The following is a 21,486-nucleotide window of genomic DNA, read 5'->3' on the forward strand; positions in this document are numbered from 1 at the left end:
TTTGCCGCGGAATGTAGGTTCTTACCGTATTTTCAGATTATTTCCATATCAGGAAGATTTTGATAAACGGCCAGGAAGCTGTGGTTTTCAGTCAAGGCCTTGATAACCGCCGGCAACGGCTCCGGCCGGATTTCCGGAAAATCCCATTCGAGTTTGTCCGTGACAGCAAATGCCAGCCGCTCGCGCGGCGGGTCAAAACCGGCATTGACGCCGTCCTTATTGCCTCTGGCATCCATGCGATACCAGCCGTAGTCCCGCAGATAAGCCGCATTCAGTCCATGCAGACAGTAAGGCGCGCCGTTGCCTTCCAGACTTAAGCGCTGATAGCACAGCCCGGCCGGGATATTGCTGGCGCGCAGCAAGGCCGCCAGCAAATGGCTCTTCGCGTAACAATAGCCGGTTTTGTGTCGAAGCACATCGGATGCCCGGCAGGTCACCGGGTTTAAGCGGAAATCCCAACTGTGGCGAATGTTGTCCCTTACCCACTCGAAGCATTTTTCAGCCACGTCATGATCGGATTCGGCACCATCCGCCAGCCATCTTGCCAGACTGACGATGTCCGGGTGGTTGCAATCGATATATTCAGAGCAGCGAAGATAATTTTCCATAGCAATTTCCAGCCAGACTACCGGTTCATACCGGCGCATCGACACATTCAAAGCTCAACCGGGCGGCAATAGCCGCCAGTGGCGCGGGTCCAATGTCAATGCCGAAATCATTTCGAATGATCTCGCCCAGTTCCGCCGGCGTTTCGATGGCACGCGTCATTGAAGTACCGGATTGCGTCTCGGTGAAGTTCGTGTCGAACAGGCTGATGCGCCCGAACGGCGTACACCGGTTCATCATCAGATGGAACGGAAAAGGCGACTGGCTCCAACTCGAGCAAACCACGTTGGCGGCTTCCAGATCACAGGGACGAACGGAAGCCCGGTCAAAGCCGTACAGTGCGAACCAGCCATCCGGCGTGTGTTTCTCCACCACCAGTTCGTCGAACAGGCGGTCTTGTCTGATGCGGAAAGCATCTCCGGCCATCGTCTGTTCCAGCCCGGTTTCCAGACGCAGAGGCGCCGGGAAACCGGGGCCGCCGAAACCGGCATCGGCCAGCCACGCGCCGTCTTCGGTCTCGACCAGAAACAACAGGTGCGCGCGAGGTCCGCCTTCCGGCTGCCCCATGCGGACCCGTGCCAGGACAGGCGTATAGCGAAAACCCAACGCGTCCAGGGCCTGCCCGAACAAACCGTTCAATTCGAAGCAATAGCCGCCCCGGCGGCCATGTATCAGCTTGCGGACAATGGACGCGGTATCCAGGCTAGGCGTAACGCCTAACAGCGGATCGATATTTTCGAAGGCGATAGCCTGAAGCTGTGCGGATTGCAGACGGACGAGCCCCTCTGCTGTCGCCGGGGGCTGACTGATGCCAATGCGGCTCAGGTATTGTTCTTTGTTAAATGGCATCGTTAATCCTCAAGCCCGGGGATCACTTCCGTTTCGCGCTGGCCGGCCTCAACCCACTCCCGGATTGCCGGATATTCGAGCACCGTATTCATATAGTCGCGGGCTTCCGCGTTGGTTTCCAATTGATACGTGCGAAAACGCAAGGCCACAGGCGCAAACATGGCATCGGCGATTGTGAACTGGCCAAACAGCCAGGGGCCTCGATTCCGGTACTGTTGCCGGCATTGTCGCCAGATTTGCCCGATGCGCTCGATATCCTTGTATACCGCATCGGGCAGCTTTTTAGCCGCCGGCAAGCGTCGGCAATTCATGCCGCAATGGGTGCGCAAGTCTGTGAAACCGGCGTGCATTTCCGCTGAAACCGAGCGCGCCAGAGTCCTTTCCGCCTGATTTTCCGGCCAGGCTTGCGTTTTGGGGAACCGTTCGGCCAGATATTCCATAATGGCCAGCGAATCCCAGACCTTAAGCCCGCCATCGATCAACGCCGGCACTTTGCCTGATGGGGAATAGGTGAAAATCCTGCTTTTGGAGTCGGCCTGATACAGCGGAATTCTGATTTCCTCAAAGGCGATGCCGTGGTATTTCAAAAACAGCCAGGGCCGCAAAGACCAGGACGAATAATTTTTGTTGCCTATCACTAAGGTCATGCTCATGGTGTATTAACTCCTTTTTTACGCTATGAATTACGGTTTGTTGTCCTGTAAACAATTGATCAGTCGCCAAGCAATAAGGAAACATCCCCGCGGAATGAAGCCAATGATCGGGAAGAGGTCTGCATCCCCTTCCCAATCCGCGCCCGAGAAAGCAACTTCGCTTGTTGCGGGACGCTCCTTTCGGTCCGAAGGACAAGGTCTAAAACCAGCAAGGAATATTGATCAATCGATCCATGATAAGTCGAAGGGCTGTCAAGCGTCGACAAAATGATGTTTTTTTGATGCGCCGGCCGCCGGAGCATGCCTCATGCGGCAGCTTTGAAAAGTCGGGCAGCTAGCCAATTGAGACCCTGGCGCCGCCCGATCACTGAACCGTTCAACTTAAGGAACGTGAAGTTTACAACTTCCGCAACTGACTTGTCTTTCCGTCTCTCTGCGGCCTTGCCTACAGGGATGCAGGCAAGGGGCGTGAGCACGATTGCATGGACAGGTACGGAAATACTGTCTCAATCGCGGGGCTTATTGCATTTCCGTTCCTAACGGTAATGCCTCGCATGTCCAGTTCTGCGTCGCTTGCAGGCATCCGATGCAAAGGCATTGCCTGCGGCATTTATCGACTGCTCACGGGCGGCCACGCCGGTATCGGGAAAATCCGTAAACAGACCGTCAAGCCCCAGATCGAAATAATAAGTCATTTCTTCCTGAGGATCGGTAAAACCGTAGCCGCTCGCATCGTTGCGGAAAGTCCAGGTATGAACCTGCAACCCTCTTTCATGCGCCATTTCCAGCACGCCGGTGCTGCCTTCCACGCGCCTGTCGTTAATGGTCAGGTTGCCGTCGCCATTACGGTCGACGCCGTCATCCACGGTTTTTACCAGATAGGGCTTCCACGGTCCGATAGCATCGGCATAGGTTTTGACGAAATCCAGCCCTGTTTCAGTCAGCAGATCGGCAAAGGTGCGCGAATCGCCCGAGACAACGAAATCATAAGGTTGCCGGTAAGGTGCTTCGAGAATTATTGAACCATCGGCATCCACATCGTAGGCATCGATCAACTGCACCAATTGAATGCGTGTTCTGGAACTCATGTACGCCAGGTTGCCCACCTCGAAAGACTGGATGAAAACCGGGGCGCAGACGCTGTTGCCGTATGCGGCATGCAGTTTGTTCAGCAGTTTTCTTTCGAAGAAATGCGGACCGAACAGTTTACGGTTTGCCTCATCGCTTAACGCCGCGTGATACGTCGAGTGCTTGATTTCAGGATAGATGCCGATGGTGCGTCCGGTCTCGGCGCTCTTTTGTTTGACCAGGGCGATCACTTCATCGAGGGTCGGAATCTGGAACAGGCCATTGTATTGCTGATCCCTATCCGCGCGGGACTGAACAGCGCGCAGGGTTTTAATTTCGGCCAGCGTGAAATCGCTGGCAAACCAGTCGTTGTATTCAACGCCGTCGACCATGCGTTTGTTCTTGCGATCGGCGAATTCCGGATGAGAAGCCACATCGGTCGTAGCGCCTATCATCGGCTCGTGACGGGCTATCATCTTCCCATCCCTGGTCAGGACCAGGTCGGGTTCGATGAAGTCTGCGCCCATCTCGATCGCCAGCGCGTAACCTTCCAGCGTATGTTCGGGGAGATAGCCGGATGCGCCCCGGTGGCCGATAACAATGGGGACTTTATTCCCGAAAGGCGCCGCTTCCGCGGCATTTTGCAGGCCAAGTACGGCAATCGTCAATAAAGCGAATTTGTAAAGTTGACTCAACATGGGTCGGACCCCTTTTGATAGAAACAAAATGTGTTTGGGTTCTCTGGTACGACATCGGTAAAAGCTGCCGGTGTCCTGGGTGGATCCCGGCAGCTGGCGATCAATCCCTGTCGTGCGCCGATGCCGCCAGGGTTTTGCTGAATACGGTCGTGCCTTCGATATCTTTCAAATCGACCGTCAAGGCGCGGCTCCTCCTGTCGATGTTGACTTCGCCGAAAAACTGCAGACCGGCGAATGGAGACAGATTGACCTGGCCGGCCGGCGGCGCCTTGGCGAATACCACTTGCGGACCGAAAGTATTGTCCGTGCTGTTGGGACCAAAAGAGCCGGCATTGAGGGGGCCGACCACGAATTCCCAAAACGGCGCGAAATCGCTGGTTTGCGCTTTATCGGGATCATAGTAGTGAGCCGCCGCGTAATGGACGTCGGCGGTCAGCCAGACGACATTGTCGATGTGCTTATGCTTGATGAAGCTCAACAGGCGGGCGATTTCCAGTTCGCGGCCGGCAGCCGGCCCGTCGTTGCCGTTGGCGATGGCCTCCCAGCGGGCATTGCCGTGGGCGTCAACGCCGTCGCCGATATTGAGGCCGATAGGCATATCGGCGGAAATCACTTTCCAGACCGCGCGGGAATTCTTCAGTTCTTCCTTCAGCCAGGCCAGTTGCGTTTCGCCCAGGAATGCCGTTTCGGCGCTTTCCCGGGTTTGCAGGTTATGGGTATTTGGCCCGCGATAACTGCGCATATCCAGCACGAAGACGTCCAGCAGCTTGCCGTAGGACAGTTTCCGGTAAATCCGGCCGGCTTCTTCGGCGTCGTGAGAGCGCAGAGGCGCATATTCATGAAAAGCCTTGGCGGCGCGGGCGATCAATAACGGCACATCCTTGACGGTATAGCGGCTGTCGTCGTTCAGGTCCTTGGCGTCCGACCAGTTGTTGACGACTTCGTGATCATCCCACTGCCAGATTTGCGGCACTTCGGCATTGAAGCGGAGCAGATTTTCATCCAGCAGGTTGTATTTATAGCGGCCGCGGAATTCATCCAGTGTTTCGGCGACTTTGCTGACTTCAGGGGTGACGATGTTGGTCCAGATCTGGCCGTCTTCGGCAGGCTTGCTTGGCGGGATGGGTCCGTCCGAATAAACATTGTCGCCGCTTTGAATGAAGAACTGCGGCTCGACCTGGCGCATGGCTTCGTAGATTTTCATGCCGCCGAAAGCCTCGTTGATGCCCCAGCCCTGACCAGATGTATCGCCGCCCCAGACGAAACGGATGTTGTCGCGTTCGCCGATCGTATGGAAGTGCCCGACAACAGGTTCGCTTTTGGCGCGGGCATTGGTCAGATCCTCGAACCAGACCTTAACGAAAACATCCTTGCCTCGAGGGAGGTCGACCAAATCCTGGCGAGCGGTAAAATCGTTGCCTTCGAATGCGTAAGGCCCGCGGATGATGCGCGAATCCTGAAATTGCTCGTTGAACGCGTATTCCACCATCATTCGGGCCGGGCGGTCTGTGCGGCTCCAGACCATGGTCCGTCCGGGCGCCGGATCACCGAACTGGATACCCTGCTCCATGAGCGGCACGCCGTCGTCCGCCGCCGCCATGTTTGAAACAGTCAATGCCAGCAACAGCGACCAGGCCGCCGAGGCTAATAGCATGCCTGCGCTTTTCTGATTCTTAAAGAATTTTTGATCGAACCTCTTCACGGGAATTACTCCATTGTTATGATTGCTGAGGCTCGGATTTTAGGCTGCGCTAATGACAGAATGATTAAGAAGGAAAGTTCTAACCCGGATATTTCATGAAACCACAGAGAACACAGAGGACTGCATGGATGCAGGAGGTAGAGCACCAACAGTAGGCGCTTTAGGCGCAGCTTCCGCTCCTGCTCACGCTAAGTACCTACATCCCTGTAGGCAACGCAGGAGCAGTTGCCGAGAGCACGAAGAAAATCATGGCATTACCAACTCTCACCGATAACTTCATGAGCTCATTATGAAATATTTGCAAGTAATTGAATTGCTAAGCCTTCGTGTACTCGATTGCTGTTCCAGACGCAATTCTACCGCCTCCATAATCCCCATGGATGGGGTGAATGCAGAGAAATGACGGGATCATTTCCTGTCCTTGGAGGCGTTCGTGTCCTTCGTGGTGAAATATTCAGGCTAATCGGGAACGCTGTTGTCAGGAGACCGGGTCCCGCATCTCATGCCCGGACGGATGAGGAATGACGGCCGGCAACCGTTTGGGCGCTGTAATGCGCAATTGCTTGTTGACCTTATAGACGCCGAACACGACCACGATGGCGCTGACATCGACCTGGAACTGCTCCGCCAGAAACCGCACCAGATGCGCCGTCGCCCTGCCGCGCACCGGCGCCTCGGCGACATGAATCTCCAACTGCCTGCCGATGACCTTGCCGATCGCCGTGCGCTTGGCACTCGGCCGCCCCAGGACATTCAGCACCAGGATATCCCCCTCCCAATGGCAAAACGATGACATGACACCTCCATCAATTGATAAAAACGCTGCCAGCCACGAGAGCCCCCGTCATGTAGCCGGCAGATATTGAACAATCGTCCATGTTAATACTCAAAATATCAATCGCAAAGCTCAAAGCTGCGCACGCGTTCCGGCCGAGCATCACTATCATCCTTCAGCTTTGCCAATCAGGATTTCATTGCGGCCCGTTTAGCGGGGTCCTGAAGAGGAAAAGCGGAACGCTAAAATTTGCCGTTACACGGGGCGATCCCCAACAACTTGAAATGCGATGATCATGCCCCAGATTACATATGTTACGCAGACCCGGCCTTCACCGTTTGCAACATCAATCCTTACAATAAAACTTGAGAATCTACTGTCTGAAGAAAGCCGACCTGTCTATTCATTGCAGAACTTAACCGTCTTTTATTAACGTATCAAGAGGTTATAACAAAATGAAAATTGCCCAAGTCGCTCCTTTGCACGAAAGCGTTCCGCCGAAAGCCTACGGCGGAACGGAACGAGTGGTTCACTACCTGACCGAAGCCCTGGTGCACCAGGGCCATGATGTCACACTTTTCGCCAGCGCCGATTCCCGCACCAGCGCCAGATTGCAAGCCATTGTCCCGGCCGCCTTGCGTTTGTCCTCCGAAAAACGCGATCCCCTGCCCTGGCATATGATGCAGTTAGCCCAGGTGAGCAGTGTTGCCGAAAATTTTGACATCATTCATTTTCATACCGACTTCCTGCATTTCCCTTTATGGCGGAAGATGCGGACCCCGCACGTGACAACCCTGCATGGCCGGCTCGACTTGCCCGACCTGAAGCCATTGTTCACTGAATTCCGGGATATGCCGGTCATTTCGATCGCCGATCACCAGCGCGACCCGTTACCCATGGCTCACTGGACCGATACCGTGTACAACGGCATTCCGGTTGATTTGTACGATTTTCAGGCCGAAGCCGGCGATTACCTGGCTTTTCTTGGCCGCATATCGCCTGAAAAAGGCGCTGAAGCGGCTATCGAGATTGCCCTGCGCGCAGACATGCCGCTGAAAATGGCGGCCAAGATCGATGTCGTGGATCGCGAGTATTTTGAAGCCCGCATCCGTCCCCGCCTTAATCATCCCCTGATCGAATACATCGGAGAAGTGGACGAACAGGGCAAGAACGAATTGCTGGGCGGCGCGAAAGCGCTCATATTCCCGATCGCCTGGCCGGAACCTTTCGGCCTGGTGATGATTGAAGCCATGGCCTGCGGCACGCCGGTCATCGCTTATCGCCGCGGTTCCGTGGCGGAAGTCATGAAGGACGGTGTGACCGGCTACATTGTCGAATCCGAGGAACAGGCCGTTTCGGCCATAGACCGCATCGACCGGATCGATCGCGGCGTCTGCCGAAGCTATTTCGAACACAACTTCTCGTCGGACCTGATGGCCAGAAATTACGTCAATGTTTATCAAAAGCTGATCATACAGCAGGAAAACAGCCTTCCAGGCACCTATCGCCTCAACAGGCTGAAAAACCGGACAATGCCGCAGGGCACGGTCTGGAAACAACCGCTGGCCGCGGCATCGGCCGGCGTTTCCGACAAACTGTAACGACAATTATCGGAGCATGAGATGGAAGGTTCCATACAAATAGACAACAGTTGGTATATTCCAGCCACTTCCTCGCGCGCCGATGACCGGACCCGGGTTCTTAAGTCCGGCGAAAGCTTTGCGGTTTTCAGCCGCCATGGCGAAATCAGCTGGGTCGGCTTCGGCGAACAGGGGTTTTATTTTCTCGGCACGCGTCACCTGTCGTTTTGGCATATCAAGCTCGCCGAACGCGAACCGATGTTGCTGAACTCCATGGTCAGGCTCGACAACAGCCGGCTGCTGGTCGACCAGACCACGCCGGACTTATTCCATGACGAATCGCTGTGGATTCCAAAGGGCAGCCTGCATCTGCATCGCGAAATGATTGCCAATGACAACTCGCTCAGCGAATACCTGAAAATAGTCAGTTACCACGATCAACCGCTCCGCTTCTCCCTGGAATACCAATTCGACGCCGATTTTTCCGATATCTTCGAAGTACGCGGCGTGCATCGCGCGCAACATGGCAAACAGAAAGAGCCGAGCCTGGAACAGGACGCCGCCATTTTGACCTACGAAGGGCTGGACGGTGTTGTCCGACGCACGCGCATAGGCTTTAACAAACCCCCTGACGAACTGGCAAGGGATACCGCGAAATTCTGGATCGAGCTGGCGCCGGGAGAAAGCTATGAATTGGAGTCCCTGGTTTCATGCGTGCATGGCGAGGCCCAATTTGATCTGCTCGACTATACGCAATCCGCCAGCGCCAAAAACCGTGCGGTTGCGGCCGACAGGGCGGCGAGCGCCGCAATCTGGACCGATAACGAGCAATTCAACGATTGGCTCAACCGCTCGACGGCCGATTTGCGGATTCTGACCACGGAGACCTGTTACGGCCCTTATCCCTACGCGGGAATTCCCTGGTTTTCCACGCCTTTCGGTCGCGATGGCTTGATCACCGCGCTGCAAACCTTATGGGTGCGGCCGGAGTTAACCCGGGGCGTTCTGGCCTTTCTGGCCGCGACCCAGGCCGAGTCGGACAATCCGTACCAGGAAGCCGAACCGGGAAAAATCCTGCACGAATTGCGTGAGGGCGAACTGCCCGCCCTGAACGAAGTCCCGTTTCGCCGGTACTACGGAACCGTGGATGCGACGCCTTTGTTCGTGGTGCTGGCCGGCCATTACTTTCAGCGGACCGGCGACCTGGCGTTTATCAGGCAGCTTTGGCCTAACATCGAAGAAGCACTGAACTGGGTCAGCACGAAACTGTCGCAGGACGGCTTTCTCTGCTACCACCAGCATGTGAAAGGCGGCCTGGTCCAGCAAGGCTGGAAGGATTCAAACGATTCGATTTTTCATGATGACGGCAGCGATGCCGTACCGCCGATAGCCTTGTGCGAGGTTCAGGGCTATGCCTGGGAAGCCTTGAAATGCGGCGCCGACCTGGCCGATCGCCTTCAACTCGAAGACAAGGCGAGCTACTGGCGCACCCTGGCCGATCGCCTGCAGGAAGACTTTGAAGCCAATTTCTGGCTCGATGATCTCGACATGTATGCCCTGGCGCTGGACGGCAACGGCAAACCCTGCGCGGTTCGCAGTTCCAACCAGGGGCATTTGCTCTATAACGGCATGGTCAAGCCGGAACGTGCCGCGCGGCTGGTTCGGCAATTCACCGGGGAAAACGCCTTTAGCGGCTGGGGATTGAGAACGATCTTCGCCGGCGAGGCGCGTTACAATCCCATGTCCTATCATAACGGCTCGGTCTGGCCGCACGATACAGCCCTGGCCGCCGCCGGCCTGGCGCGCTACGGTTTTATCGATGAAGCCCTGAAGATAATCGAGGGATTGTTCGATGCCTCTATTTTCTTCGACCAGCATCGGCTTCCGGAACTGTTTTGCGGCTTTAACCGCCTGCCCGGGCAGGCCCCAATCCTGTACCCGGTCGCCTGCGCCCCGCAAGCCTGGGCCAGCGGCGCGATCTTCATGATGATCGAAGCCATGCTGGGCATCGGTTTTGACTGTGACCAGCCGAGGCTTCGGCTGATTTACCCGCGCCTCCCGAGTTATATCAACTGGATACGCATTCGGGGCTTACGCTACGGCTCGGCCAGCATCGACCTGGTTGTCCGCCGCCACGGCAAGGACGTCGCCGTCAGCACGGAACGGCGCAGCGGCGACATAGAACTGATTGCCGTACTCTGAATGCAGCGCCGGCACAAAAGCCGGCGGCCATGGCGAGGAATGGCAAGCGCGGGAATTGAACCATTGCCGCGGGCATTGAATCACAGGATTTAATTCCCCTCTCGTGCCTACGCTACGGCGCGGGCATCATGAAGCGCCACCTGCAAAGGAGGATGAAATGAAGGTATGTTTAGTACTGCTCGCCTTGCTGTCCACTTCCGCTTACGCCCAGGTCTACAAATGCGCCCCCGGCCAGTACCAGCAAGATCCCTGCCCTCACAAGCCCGGCATCCGGCCGATGGTGATCAACGACATTCCCAGGCAACAGCAGATAGCCGCGCAACAGCGCTGGGCGATAAAAAAAGAGGAAATCGAGAGAGAGGATGCCGCCAAGGCCGAAGCCTGGGACAGAGAGCGCGCCTTCCGGATTGAAGAAGCGAAAGTCGCCGCCGCCTGGTTTCAGGCCGATGCCGTCCAACGCGCCGCGCAGGCCCTGGAAGTTCGGAACGAGATTGAGATCTACAAGATCGAGCCGTGGCGGTGGACTTATTATCCAGGTTATTTTTATTAGCTGGCGTTATCTGGATCGGGCCTTGAACAATGGCCTGGTTTCAATGCGGGGGCGATGCCCACATCGCGATCTTAAATCGCTTGGCAAGTCGCGATGTGGGCATCGCTCCCACCGGTACTCAATCAGTTTGATTATGACCTGATGTTACGCGGCCAGTTGATGTTAAATCGGTTTAATAATGTGTCGCTATCGCGACAGTTTTATTTAATCGGGTTTATCGCACCCGAAGGCGAGTTACTTTCTTTTGCGCGGCCTCGGCAATTGCTCCTGCATTGCTCTACCTCCTGCATCCATGCAGTCGAAAAGAAAGTAACCAAAGAAAAGGCCGCCCGGTTGCCGCTTGCATCCTGTGCTCCTCGCTTTCGCCGCGGGTTGCCAAAAGGGACTCCTGTCTCTTTGGCAACCCGCTTCATCCATGAAGCGCCCCTTCGGGCTGTTCCCGACGAAAGCTGCGGTGCTCGGCGCGGCAAACGGGATGAAACCGCCCGCGTGCGTAACATCAGTTATGACGAAATTGTAGGTGCGAATTCACTTGTGCCCATAGGGCATAAATAAATCCGCACCTACACCGGAAATTCATCCGCGTACTTGAGGAAGTTATTTTATGCGCGTTCCTAAGTAATAGGATGTGCCGAGCCAGGAGGCGCACTTGTGCCCTTTAGGGTATCGTTCGCGAGCGATGCAAGATTCAAATTTCTGGAACTAATCAATTGGCTGAGCAACTTCGTCGAATACATGAGCCGGCTCGAGCGCCGATAATGCGGACTGCACATGGCCAAAGCCGATTCTTTCCTGCTCAAGGCGCAGATTCTCGCGAATCCGGTTGTCCCGCAGATCATCATAGAGCGCCGCTTCTTCAACATTCAGCCGAGGCAGGTCGCGCACTGTCTGTTTCCCTTCCTCTCCCCATAACGGTTCAAACGCCAGCAGTGTCTTTCGATCCATCAGGAACGACTCCACGTGCCCGAACCGGCCGCGCAGCTGATCAAGGATCGCGAAGCCGTGGGTGTCGATATCGCCCCAATAATGCATGCGGCAGCGCGAAAGCCACTCGGCCCGGGCCAACATCTCGAAACCGTATCCCGCGCCGAAGATGACCAGGCTGTTCTCAACCCGCGGAAAGGCCAGGAAGTTAATCTCGTTCTCGGTGATGAAAACACGCGCGACGGGGAGATCGAGCCCGGCAAAACTCTCGGCATCGAGCGTGATATCCGGCGCCAGGCTGCCCGGCGCCTGCCTGTTCCGAGCGCAGCCGAAAAGGTTTATTTCCGGATCGAGAACGCGCAAGCGGATGCGGACCGGTTTGTCGAGGAACCCGTACCGCCTGGCGAACTGGCTCGCGCCACACGCTGCCTGATCAATGGCCCCGGGCGGCAAGACCAGATCCAGCAACTCCATGAGCACGCCGCGATGGGCTTCGATAAATTTACTGTGCACGCCCGGGATGTCCACCTGCCTCAGGTATACGCCGGGGCGCGGATGGCGTTCAAGCCAGGCGGCGATTTCCAGCAGCCGCTCCCAGGCATCGGCAAGCTCCAGGGCGCGCAGTGGCCGTTTTGCCAGCCATTCCAGCAGCTTGGGCTGGCGCCTGCCTGTCAGCTCGATCAATGCCGTGAAACGGGCCACATCCCGCCGTTTGCCGATCAGCGCGGCGGCGTCTTCGACGGTATCGATCCAGACCTCCCGGGGCACTGCGTTAGCGCCCAGCAACCGGTGCCTAAATTCCCTCATCTCTACCCGGCAGTAAGGCAAGGCCCGAAGTTCGGCAATCCAGGCGCGCACATCGTCAAAGCGATCGGCCATCTCGGCCGATGCCGGGCCCTTCAGCAGCAGACGCTTCGGCAATAACGGGGCGTCCGCGACAAGAGCGGCCAGCCATTCCCCCCTATCCCAGAGCTTTTGCACCTGAGCGCGCAAGTCGGCCGGCCTGGTCCAGTCGATGCGCGCCATCCTTGGCGCCTTCCCTTCGGTCATCCCGCCATCCTCGTTTTCTCGGCCCGGTACTCCTCGATCGAAAGATTGCGCAGCTTGGAGGCGCGGCCTTCCTCGTTATGGACAAACCCCACGCTGGAAACGAAAGGTTCGATGATATGGATTTTCTGCAGGGGCGTGACGATCAGCAGTTGCAGATTGAGCTGGGAAAACAGCCGCAGGCCGTATTGCGCGGACTCGTCCGAGCCACGCCCGAAGGCTTCGTCGATGACCACGAAACGGAAGGATCGGGAACGCACCGCGCCCCATTCCAGGCCGAACTGGTAGGCCAGGCTCGCCGCCAGGATGGTGTAGGCCAGCTTCTCTTTCTGACCGCCCGACTTGCCGCCCGAATCGGAATAGTGCTCGTGCTCGCTGTCGTCCTCGCGCCAGCGCTCGCTGGCGCCGAACACGAACCAGTTGCGCACATCGGTGACCTTGCCGGTCCAGCGGCGGTCCTGCTCGGACAGACCTTCCCGCCCCCGGAAACGCTCGATAATGTGTTTGACCTGCAGGAATTTGGCTTCCGAATACTGGCTGTCGTCGGAGCCGGTCAGCGCCCCTTCGGTGCAGGCACGCAGTTCGGCCTGAAAGTCGCGGATGTCGGCGTCGGGCGTCGGCTGAGCCTCCAGAATGATATAGCGGCCGGCGTTGTAATCGATCCCGGTCAACGACTCGTTGATGCGCGCGATACGCTCCTTGATCGTTTCCCGCTCGCGCGCCAGCTGCGACTGGAAATTCGCCACCTCGCGGATGGTGTTCTCATTCAGCAGCTCCTTGAAGCGCGCTTCGAAACGCGGCAAATCGTCGGCCTGCAGCTGATCGAGCATGTTCCGGTATTCGAAAGCGGCCTCGATGCTGGCATCGACTTCCGCCGTTTCCAGCTTGAAGGCTTCCTTGTACGCCGCCATCGCCTGGATGATCTTGTCGCGCAGGCGCTTGAGCTTCGCATCCTCGGCATCGATTCGGGTCTGCAACCAGTCGCGCATGTCGCGCTCGCGATTGTCGCAGGATTCGACAGACAGTTGATGCTCGCCCAATGCCTCGCTTCTGATGGCATCAAGCCGATCGGAATACTCCGTGTGGACAGCCGGCGCGCAGCCATCCAGCAGCGTTTGTATCTGTGCCAGCAGCGCTTCGGCGTCGGTCTTTTTCTGCTCGGTTTTCGAGCGCTTGTCCTTATGCGCCTCCAACCGGGATTCGCTGTCTTTCAAAGCCTCGGCAATCTCGTTCAACTGTTCGCTCAATTGCTTGAGCACATCCGAAGCGGACTCCAGTTGCTTCTTTTCGTCCTTCAATTGAGCCAGTTCCAGGGTCAACGATTGCCAGTCGAGTTCGCGGAAATCCGTGTACTCGTCGAGTTTCGACAGCGCATCGAGGCGTTCCTTAAGGGCGCCCTTCTCGGCCTGGATCTTGCCAATGCGACCGCCCAATTCGCCCAGCCGAGCCTCCAACTGCTTTGCATTGGCTTCGAGGGCCGCGATCTTTGCTTCATTGGTCCAGCCCAACACATAGCGGCTGCGGTCATCCAGCCGGTGTCGGTCGTCTTTCTCGTGACGCTCGCCCGGCGCCTTGATCTGGCCCGCGCGGGTAATGGCTTTGATTTCACGGCGGAACTGCTCGTGCGTCGCGCAGCAGGCCACGTCGAAGCGGTGGGCGATTTCCCGCTCCAGCCAATCGTAGAAAGGCGAGTCGGGCTTGATGGCCAGTTTGCGCGCCAGCGAATCCCGGTGCAGGCCGGGCAACTCGCCCCGGGCGCCCCGACGCACCCGGAAATAGACCAGCCGCCCCTTAAGGCGCGTTCTGTCGACCCACGCCGCCACGTCCGGATAATGCTCATCCGGCACCAGCAGCGACAAGCCGAAGTTGCGCAGCAAGCGTTCGGCGGCGCCTTCCCAGTCGCGCTCATCCTCATGCACTTGCAGCAGTTCGCCGGCAAACGGCATGTCGGTCTCCGGAATATTCAGAGCCTCGCACAAGGCGGAGCGCATCCGGATCTGCTGGTCGTCGATATTGCTGCGCCGGGCTTTCAGGCTGTTGATCTCGGCGCTCAGTTGGTCATGTTCCTGCTTGCCCTGGCGCAAACTCACGCCGTGTTCGGTCAGGTCGTTCTGCAATCTGTCATCTTGCGCCTGCGCCGCTTCGGCCAGCGCCAGAAAGCGCTGCCGCTGCGCCAGAAAGCCGGGCTCGTCCTCCGATGGGCTTTCACCGATGGCGCGCACCAGCCTGGCATAACGCTGCGCCTTGTTCTCGCGCGCCTGGCGCTCCTGGTCCTTGTTGCGGATATCGATCGCCAGCCTCTCAAGACGGTCGCCGCCGTTATCGGCAATGCTGCGTTTGAGTTCATCCATTTTGACCCGTTGCGCGTCACGGTCCTCCTCGATACGCTTGACCTGGGCATCCTGCCGGCTCCAATCATCGGCAAGGCCGGCGATGCGTTTTTCCAGCAAGCCGAGTTTCAGGTTGGCGAAGTAAGGTCTCAGCGCCTCGCGGCAGGCCCGCAGTTCCTCGGCTTGCGCAACGAGGCTTGCATGGCGCTCGCAATCGCTAACCAGCGGCGAAAGCAGCGCCACTTGCCGCTTGGCCTTCAGCACCGCCTCATGCGCCCGGTTCAGGTCGTCGAAATGGCCGATCAGGGCCGTGACGCGCGGCGCGATATCAAAAGGCTCGAGCATGTGGCTGCGAACGAAATCGGTCAGGTTGCCCACCGATTTCATCGACACCGTCTGATGAAACAACTCCAGCGCCTGTTCATTGTCGATGCCGAAGCGGCGGCGGAACCAGGCGCCGTAGGGCGGAAAGCTGTCGTTCACCTCGGCGCCGAGACCTCGCAGTTTCTTGCGCAGGCCCGCGATGTCGGCGCCGAAGTGGGCGAAATCGGCCGCAATCGACAGCCCCCGTTCCGCGCCGACGTAAAACCGTGCCGGCTGCCCCTGCGCGTCCTTCATCCAGAAGACCTGGGCCAGCGTCACGGTCTGGTCGTAGCCGGCATTATGAAAAACGCCCAGAATCACCGAGTAGCTGTTGTGGTCGCGCAATGCCACGGGCTTGGCATTTCCGCTCACTTCATTGCGCTCTGACTTGTAATGCCCGAGCACATAGGAACGCAGCGAGCGCTCCTTACTGTCGGCGCCGGCGGCCTTGTTGTAGGCGATGCGGTGCGCCGGCACCAGCAGCGTGGTAACCGCATCGACCAGCGTCGACTTGCCCGAGCCGATATCGCCGGTCAGCAAGGCGTTCTGGCCGTCCGGATTCAGTATCCACACCCGGCCGTCGAACGTACCCCAGTTGTAAACCTCCAGCCGATGCAGGCGAAAGCCCGACAGCGCGTCGTCGGCCACGAAATCCAGGCCCAATTGCATAGTGGTCATAACTTATTTCCTTGCGCGAGTTGCGCCTGATACGCCGCCAGCCGCGCATCGAAATCCGCCAGCCACTGCGCGTCGACGAAAGCCTTGAGAATGCGCCGTACTTCGAACATGGCGGTCTGGCCCGCGGCCGGTTTAAGTTTGCGCAGGAAACCCAGTTCCACGATCTTGTTGAGATGCGTCTCTATCTGGTCGATCAGCCTGGCCTCGTTGCTGCTTTCGGGCAAAAACACCCGAACCAGATCGACGATTTCGTCGCGCGCAAGCACCAGCCGCGTGTCGCCGCCGCCCGCGTCGAACTCGGCCAGCTTCTTGCGCAGCAGCGCCAGCAGCAAGCTCACCGGAAACGACAGCGGACGCCTCGCCACCAGGCGCGGAAGCCTGGGGGCGGCGTCATCGTCGCTTTCCTGGCGCGAGCGCAAAAACGAATAGCCCTCGGCCTCGTCGAGCACCAGTTCCAATCCCAGCACCGCCACATAATCGCGCACCCGGGCCTGCAGGTTGAGCAGCGCCTGCCAAAGACCTGCGTCGGCCTCCCGATAGATCACACCTTTGAGCAAAGGGATCAGCAGGGCCGATAAGTCATTCGCCGCCGCGTTTTCAAGTTCTTGTTCCGCCATTCTCATCTCACGAAGATCACGCGCGGCAACCGCGCCTGTTTGATATATTCCCGGCCGTCCGTTCCTATGCGTGTCCAGACGATGGTCTCGACCGTCTCTTCATCGGCAACCGTCTTAAAGGAATCGCCGGCGAGCTGCAGGTACGCCACCAGCTCCGCCAGGCCATGCTGTAACGGCCGCATCTCGCACAGCTCGCGTAGGGTGATTTGCGTGCGGTCCTGCAGGGCATGGCGGATATGCCGGGCCAGCCGCGTCTTGTCGATCACGATCTGCGAGTACAGCGCCGCCGCGTCCACTTCGGCATCGCCCGCTTCCAGCCCGACATCGGCGATCACCGGCTTGACCGTCGGCGTGTAAAGCGGCCGCTCCATCGGCAACTCGATGCCCGCCGCCGTGTCCGCAATACCCATCACCTCGCCGGGCGGCGGCGATTCGCGCAGTTGAAGCGCCCTGGCCTCGATATCGCGCAGGATATCCATGATGCGCCGGTTCTCCAGCCAGGCCTGATCGTCCAGAAAGCGCCGCAACTGTTGCGAGAGCTGGGCCACCGTGCGCTGGGCGTGCTCGCCGGCTTCCAGCCAGTCGTAATGCACGCGGCGGATGCGGGCGTCGGGCTTGAGCTCGGCGACCGGCGGCAGGGTCAGGACGCGCTCGAGCAGCGTCGAGAGTTCTTCCTGCCGGCTGCTGGACATCAGAAAATCCCAAAAGGCCCGAAAGCTCCGGCCCTGATCGGAATCGGCGATGGCATCGCGCTCGCCCATGATGTCCTCCAGCAATGCGCCTTTCGAGCCTTCCCACAGGGCGATGCGTTCCCTGACGCGCCGGTCCAGGCCGCGAAAGTTGTGCTCCACCTCGCGAAAATCGGTCAGTAACTCTCGCGCAAGCTGGTTGAATTGCTGAAAGCGGTCCCTCAGCGCCGTATCGTCCAGCAGCGGCATATCGCCGGCCAAAACGCGGGTGATCTCAAGATCGATCTCATCCCGCCGCTTGTGCAGTTCCTCGATGCGCGCCTGCGGATCGGTCTCGCTGCCCTCGCTCATCTGCTTGAGCAGTTCGAACAATGTCAGCAAGCGCGATTCGGTGCCGACGAAACTGCGCTCGGTAAGCGTGCCCAGCCAGGCAATCGCCTTCTCGGTGGCCGGCGTCAGGTCGAACTGCGGCTCGTCCGAACCCGAGGAGTAAAACTTGCGCAGCCAGCCTTTGTCCGGGCCGGCCCAATCGTTGAGATACTCGATAGCCGATTTTGGAAAGGCCTGCGTCTCGCGTAGAGCGAAGAGCTCGTCATCCAGCGCCTCGACCAAATCCGCCTGCGCCATGACGCGTATATTGGGCACGATAAACACGCGATGCAGAAAACTCGCCACCAGCGGCGCGTGATCCGAGCGCAACAGCCGCCAGGCCGGATGACTCTGCCGCAGCAGGTCGAGGGTGGTGTAATCGAGGTTCATTGAGGGAGGTTTTGGTAATTACGTGGAGTCTAAAATTTGTTTTATGTTGTTTGCGGGACGATTGAGCGCCGTGCGCCTTTCTAGCCGATCGATAAAGCCCGCTATTTTACATAAAATCGCATGCCTGACGGAATTTATGGAACCGGTTGCATAAAATTGCAGGTACGAATTCATTCGCACGATAAAACGCTTGCCCGTTTCCGTGTTAACCGAAACCAAGGCTTTCATAGCTGGGTATGCATTCCCACGCGGGAGCGCTCGCCGTTATACACAAGTATCGGTAAACTTGCTAAACAGAGTTCGTCGTATACCTGGAAACGGTGCTGTTTGATAAATCTGCGGATATTGAACATCAGTGGCTTCGAAATCGCGACGAAGGCGTCGCTCCCACAAGGGGCCGGATGCTCTGTGGGAGCGATCCCCAGATCGCGATTTCGAAGTCGGGAACGTTGGGCGACAAAAAATGGTATCGAAGCCTCATTAGCTAAGATTGCAAAACAGTAATTTTTGACTTATGTATAACGATGAGCGCGGGAGCGTGGGAGCGAGTAACACCTTGATTTATCTACGGTTACCTGGTTCCCACGGTCCTCCGTGGGAACCGATACCGGACTTCGAGCGCGGCATGACATGTGCGAGCCCGGTATGAGCAACCCTCAATCCGAAGCGGTTCAGTCCAGTCAGCGCGCGCCGGGCATTGGCGGCCCCATCAGACCGGCGCCCCTCCCCCCTCCGAGGCTCATCATGCCGACGAACGCAAGCGGCAGCTGCCATACGGATTTGGCTAGTCGCGATGTGGGCATCGCTCCCACGGGGCTTGTAAACAGTATCGCGATCTTGATCAGCGCGGAAACGCGACAGCATTGGTTTGTTGAACTCTAAGGGGAATTGGGATTGGTACGTTCTTGGCGCGCTTGCCGAACCGGGCAGGATTTTTTAGGTGGCGAGGCCAGTGTCAACGGCTCACGACGGCATGCGCAACATCAGTAATGTATTGGAGCGAAAACCGGCCATCGCTCGCGCTGGTCTTGCCTAACGTGGCGATATACTTATCGGCTTGAGGACGGGTCGTTGCCGTGGATCGATAATGCGCTGCAGGTAGTCGAGCATGACAGGCGAATTATCTCCGCGTAAAAACACAGGGTTAACGGCAACCGGCATGGTTCCGATTTTACCGGTTTCCTTGTTTAAAACTTCAACGGTTATCAATGACACGTCTTAACCTCCTGCAAGTTTATAACCCGAACCGGGCGGAATAGTTACATGCTGCCAATTTTGAGCTTCAGGAAGCGCACATTCAATTAGCGCCACTACTTAAGCATATATACTTATATAACCTTATAATTTTTAAGAATTTATACTTAGGAATGCGTATAAAAATAACTTCCTCAAGTACGTGGATAAATTTCCGGTGTAGGTGTGGATTTATTTCATTCCCGTTCCTTAACGTTATCGGTGAACTGGCGTTTATTAGGCTCTTAATTCGTATTTAAGGGGTATTGCTCATGATGGCTCATTGCCAGCCAACTGGTGCGCTCCAGTCTTTGTCAAATGACTGGCCTACCGATGCGGCTTCTCCGATGGGCGCTAGGAAGCGTGACACTTGATCCACGATGTCTGCAAAGTTCTTGGGTAAATGCTCCTGCCCAAGGCGTCTGCGGAAGGCTGTCCATTGCACCTGCTTTTCGGCAGAAAATGATTCTTGGAATGCGATAATATTTTCAGACAACGAGGTGCCTCGCTGTCTGAACGTGAGCAGAATGGCTTGCTTCAGTTGATCACCATTGAAGTTAAATTGTCGGGATAACATCCAAATATCGTAAAAATCCTTCATCCGGCTATTCAAAATTCCAAGCTTTACCATGGCTTCAAATTTCTCTGCGATAGCGCTCTCGCGGCTGTAGCAGAGCAATCTTGGCGCCGCGAAATCGAGCAATGTCGGCAATTCAGATTCTATTGGATCAGGATGGACAATATCGCCGAACCCAATGTCGAGCTGCATATTTATCCTGGCTGAATCGAGCGTGCCACGAAAGCGAATGCGGATACCCTGATAGTCTGCATCTTCGGTAATACGCTCGGATTGGATAAAGTCGGTATCAAAGTCCAATCCATCGGGCTCGACTTCGACATTCAGCACTTCTGTGATTTGCGAAATGATGTTTTCCTCGTCATTACCGGTCTTTGCCAGCATGTCGATATCCATGGTCGGGCGAAATACAGGAGCCTGCCAAACGCGCAGCATAAGAGCCCCCTTAAGGATAAAGCGTTGGGCATGTGCTGATCGTGAAAGACGATATAGAAAACGCTCCATCGCATAGTATTGAAGCAATTCAGCAAATGGTCTCTGATCGCTTTTTGCTCGGTTTAACAGCCTTTGGCGAACCGAGGCTGCTATATTTTTACGTGTAGTCATAGTGTTGCCTCCAGATAGGGGCGCATGACTTTTTCCACCCGGCAGACTTTCGCATACCTGATCAGTTCGCCGAGGTTAAATTTTTTGCGTGCTTTATAGAGTTTTAGGGCTTCCAGCACGATGTCCATTCCGAGTTTGTTTCTAAATTTAAAGCAGTCTGCCAGTGTCTTTTCCGGGCAATAAACTTTGACTGAAATGCCATCAATCTGATGTGTTTCAACGCCTTCCTTTAGTGCTGCTTCAGAAAACCTGTATACGCTTAGCGGAGGATAATCCAGGCGTGGTGTTTCCGAGCCCTTGGCCAACGCAATGGAAACGGCATGAGGAATTTGAGTGGTGATTTCGTGAAAAGCCAGTGCCGATACCAGACATATGATGGCCTGAGGAACTCTCGTCGCTACGGTGACAAGGTCCGGATCGGAAATGTCGCCCTGAGCTGTAAGGCGGTAAACGCCTCGTGACAGAACCTCCAGCTCGCCACTGTCTCTAAGCTGATACAGCGTTCGGGGATGAATCCCTGCCTGGATTGCATCCGTTGTACGGATGATGCCTCCCAGTTCTCGGATGGTCATCAGGGCCTTGTGCCAGGCACTGCTGGCGGTAGAGGGCTTTGCCATGGATAGTATTACCTATATATATCATTTTAGATAGGTAATACTATCCAGCCTGACCGACTCCTGCAAGCGAAGAGCTTATCGATCAAGGCTCCTGATTGCATATAAGGGCTTGACCGATGTTGCGAGTTGTGGGTAATTATCAATAAATACAAACATTTTTGTTACATTGGCTCCCAATTCCCTGATTTATTCCATGCCCATTACTTAGTTTCCTTTCGCTCACCCGATTTCGCATTCAAGCTCCGTTGATGAGTCCGCCAATAATCCATTGTTTTTCAATGGTCCTCTATTCTCTAGCCATGGACTTGGGCTTTGCGCGGTGGGGAGAGTCACTGAGAGTATTGGGCCATTCTGAGAAGAATT

Annotated in this window: 16 protein-coding genes; 4 read left to right on the forward strand and 12 right to left on the reverse strand. The window is 56.6% G+C overall.

Annotation, left to right across the window (positions count from 1 at the left end; translation table 11 throughout):
- Nucleotides 1-32: 32 nt before the first annotated feature.
- From METMA_RS0121650 to METMA_RS0121675, 6 genes are all read right to left on the reverse strand, one after another.
- Nucleotides 33-608 (reverse strand): transglutaminase-like domain-containing protein, encoded by a 576-nt coding sequence (locus tag METMA_RS0121650; protein WP_027147531.1) that lies wholly within the window; start codon nt 606-608, stop codon nt 33-35.
- Between the two features lie 25 nt (nt 609-633).
- A complete protein-coding gene (locus METMA_RS0121655) occupies nt 634-1,455 on the reverse strand; it encodes an arylamine N-acetyltransferase family protein (protein ID WP_020161213.1) in 822 nt (273 codons plus the stop codon).
- A 2-nt stretch (nt 1,456-1,457) separates the two neighbouring features.
- Nucleotides 1,458-2,108 (reverse strand): glutathione S-transferase family protein, encoded by a 651-nt coding sequence (locus tag METMA_RS0121660; RefSeq protein ID WP_020161214.1) that lies wholly within the window; start codon nt 2,106-2,108, stop codon nt 1,458-1,460.
- 536 nt (nt 2,109-2,644) lie between these two features.
- Nucleotides 2,645-3,874: a glycerophosphodiester phosphodiesterase gene (locus METMA_RS0121665; protein WP_020161215.1), complete on the reverse strand. Its 1,230-nt coding sequence runs from the start codon at nt 3,872-3,874 to the stop codon at nt 2,645-2,647.
- A 100-nt stretch (nt 3,875-3,974) separates the two neighbouring features.
- Nucleotides 3,975-5,576, reverse strand: a complete 1,602-nt coding sequence (locus tag METMA_RS0121670) for an alkaline phosphatase D family protein (protein ID WP_020161216.1) — start codon at nt 5,574-5,576, stop codon at nt 3,975-3,977.
- Nucleotides 5,577-6,054: 478 nt separating this feature from the next.
- Nucleotides 6,055-6,372, reverse strand: coding sequence for a DUF167 domain-containing protein (locus METMA_RS0121675; RefSeq protein ID WP_020161217.1), 318 nt, complete (start codon nt 6,370-6,372; stop codon nt 6,055-6,057).
- 434 nt (nt 6,373-6,806) lie between these two features.
- Here METMA_RS0121675 and METMA_RS0121685 point away from each other — a divergent pair, with 434 nt between their 5' ends.
- The 4 genes from METMA_RS0121685 (at nt 6,807) to METMA_RS27255 (ending at nt 11,238) form a co-directional block, all read left to right on the forward strand.
- Nucleotides 6,807-7,952 (forward strand): glycosyltransferase family 4 protein, encoded by a 1,146-nt coding sequence (locus tag METMA_RS0121685; RefSeq protein ID WP_020161219.1) that lies wholly within the window; start codon nt 6,807-6,809, stop codon nt 7,950-7,952.
- 21 nt (nt 7,953-7,973) lie between these two features.
- Nucleotides 7,974-10,133, forward strand: a complete 2,160-nt coding sequence (locus METMA_RS0121690; RefSeq protein ID WP_020161220.1) for an amylo-alpha-1,6-glucosidase — start codon at nt 7,974-7,976, stop codon at nt 10,131-10,133.
- A gap of 157 nt (nt 10,134-10,290) precedes the next feature.
- Nucleotides 10,291-10,683: a hypothetical protein gene (locus METMA_RS0121695; protein WP_020161221.1), complete on the forward strand. Its 393-nt coding sequence runs from the start codon at nt 10,291-10,293 to the stop codon at nt 10,681-10,683.
- A gap of 93 nt (nt 10,684-10,776) precedes the next feature.
- Nucleotides 10,777-11,238, forward strand: a complete 462-nt coding sequence (locus METMA_RS27255) for a hypothetical protein (RefSeq protein WP_027147533.1) — start codon at nt 10,777-10,779, stop codon at nt 11,236-11,238.
- Nucleotides 11,239-11,385: 147 nt separating this feature from the next.
- Here METMA_RS27255 and METMA_RS0121705 read toward each other — a convergent pair whose 3' ends face one another.
- The 6 genes from METMA_RS0121705 to METMA_RS0121740 all read right to left on the reverse strand — a co-directional run bounded on the left by METMA_RS0121705 (nt 11,386) and on the right by METMA_RS0121740 (nt 21,123).
- Nucleotides 11,386-12,657: a DUF3322 domain-containing protein gene (locus tag METMA_RS0121705; RefSeq protein ID WP_020161223.1), complete on the reverse strand. Its 1,272-nt coding sequence runs from the start codon at nt 12,655-12,657 to the stop codon at nt 11,386-11,388.
- Nucleotides 12,654-16,025, reverse strand: coding sequence for an ATP-binding protein (locus METMA_RS0121710; RefSeq protein WP_020161224.1), 3,372 nt, complete (start codon nt 16,023-16,025; stop codon nt 12,654-12,656). The genes METMA_RS0121705 and METMA_RS0121710 overlap by 4 nt, the downstream gene beginning before the upstream one ends.
- Nucleotides 16,022-16,642 carry a DUF4194 domain-containing protein gene (locus METMA_RS0121715; RefSeq protein ID WP_156830583.1) on the reverse strand — a complete coding sequence of 207 codons (621 nt, stop codon included), beginning with the start codon at nt 16,640-16,642 and terminating at the stop codon, nt 16,022-16,024. Before METMA_RS0121715 ends, METMA_RS0121710 begins: the two co-directional genes overlap by 4 nt.
- A gap of 2 nt (nt 16,643-16,644) precedes the next feature.
- Nucleotides 16,645-18,090 (reverse strand): DUF3375 domain-containing protein, encoded by a 1,446-nt coding sequence (locus tag METMA_RS0121720; protein ID WP_020161226.1) that lies wholly within the window; start codon nt 18,088-18,090, stop codon nt 16,645-16,647.
- A gap of 1,513 nt (nt 18,091-19,603) precedes the next feature.
- Nucleotides 19,604-20,506, reverse strand: coding sequence for a nucleotidyl transferase AbiEii/AbiGii toxin family protein (locus tag METMA_RS0121735; RefSeq protein WP_020161229.1), 903 nt, complete (start codon nt 20,504-20,506; stop codon nt 19,604-19,606).
- A complete protein-coding gene (locus METMA_RS0121740; protein WP_020161230.1) occupies nt 20,503-21,123 on the reverse strand; it encodes a type IV toxin-antitoxin system AbiEi family antitoxin domain-containing protein in 621 nt (206 codons plus the stop codon). The genes METMA_RS0121735 and METMA_RS0121740 overlap by 4 nt, the downstream gene beginning before the upstream one ends.
- Nucleotides 21,124-21,486: the final 363 nt, after the last annotated feature.

The organism is Methylobacter marinus A45 (genome assembly GCF_000383855.1).
Lineage (GTDB): Bacteria > Pseudomonadota > Gammaproteobacteria > Methylococcales > Methylomonadaceae > Methylobacter > Methylobacter marinus.

Bases quoted from the DNA above. Each gene is read 5' to 3' on its own strand.
- METMA_RS0121715 (WP_156830583.1), bottom strand. From the start codon at position 16,642: ATGGCGGAACAAGAACTTGAAAACGCGGCGGCGAATGACTTATCGGCC.
- METMA_RS0121720 (WP_020161226.1), bottom strand. From the start codon at position 18,090: ATGAACCTCGATTACACCACCCTCGACCTGCTGCGGCAGAGTCATCCG.
- METMA_RS0121650 (WP_027147531.1), bottom strand. From the start codon at position 608: ATGGAAAATTATCTTCGCTGCTCTGAATATATCGATTGCAACCACCCG.
- METMA_RS0121660 (WP_020161214.1), bottom strand. From the start codon at position 2,108: ATGAGCATGACCTTAGTGATAGGCAACAAAAATTATTCGTCCTGGTCT.
- METMA_RS0121690 (WP_020161220.1), top strand. From the start codon at position 7,974: ATGGAAGGTTCCATACAAATAGACAACAGTTGGTATATTCCAGCCACT.
- METMA_RS0121710 (WP_020161224.1), bottom strand. From the start codon at position 16,025: ATGACCACTATGCAATTGGGCCTGGATTTCGTGGCCGACGACGCGCTG.
- METMA_RS0121655 (WP_020161213.1), bottom strand. From the start codon at position 1,455: ATGCCATTTAACAAAGAACAATACCTGAGCCGCATTGGCATCAGTCAG.
- METMA_RS27255 (WP_027147533.1), top strand. From the start codon at position 10,777: ATGTGGGCATCGCTCCCACCGGTACTCAATCAGTTTGATTATGACCTG.
- METMA_RS0121685 (WP_020161219.1), top strand. From the start codon at position 6,807: ATGAAAATTGCCCAAGTCGCTCCTTTGCACGAAAGCGTTCCGCCGAAA.
- METMA_RS0121695 (WP_020161221.1), top strand. From the start codon at position 10,291: ATGAAGGTATGTTTAGTACTGCTCGCCTTGCTGTCCACTTCCGCTTAC.
- METMA_RS0121705 (WP_020161223.1), bottom strand. From the start codon at position 12,657: ATGACCGAAGGGAAGGCGCCAAGGATGGCGCGCATCGACTGGACCAGG.
- METMA_RS0121735 (WP_020161229.1), bottom strand. From the start codon at position 20,506: ATGACTACACGTAAAAATATAGCAGCCTCGGTTCGCCAAAGGCTGTTA.
- METMA_RS0121675 (WP_020161217.1), bottom strand. From the start codon at position 6,372: ATGTCATCGTTTTGCCATTGGGAGGGGGATATCCTGGTGCTGAATGTC.
- METMA_RS0121665 (WP_020161215.1), bottom strand. From the start codon at position 3,874: ATGTTGAGTCAACTTTACAAATTCGCTTTATTGACGATTGCCGTACTT.
- METMA_RS0121740 (WP_020161230.1), bottom strand. From the start codon at position 21,123: ATGGCAAAGCCCTCTACCGCCAGCAGTGCCTGGCACAAGGCCCTGATG.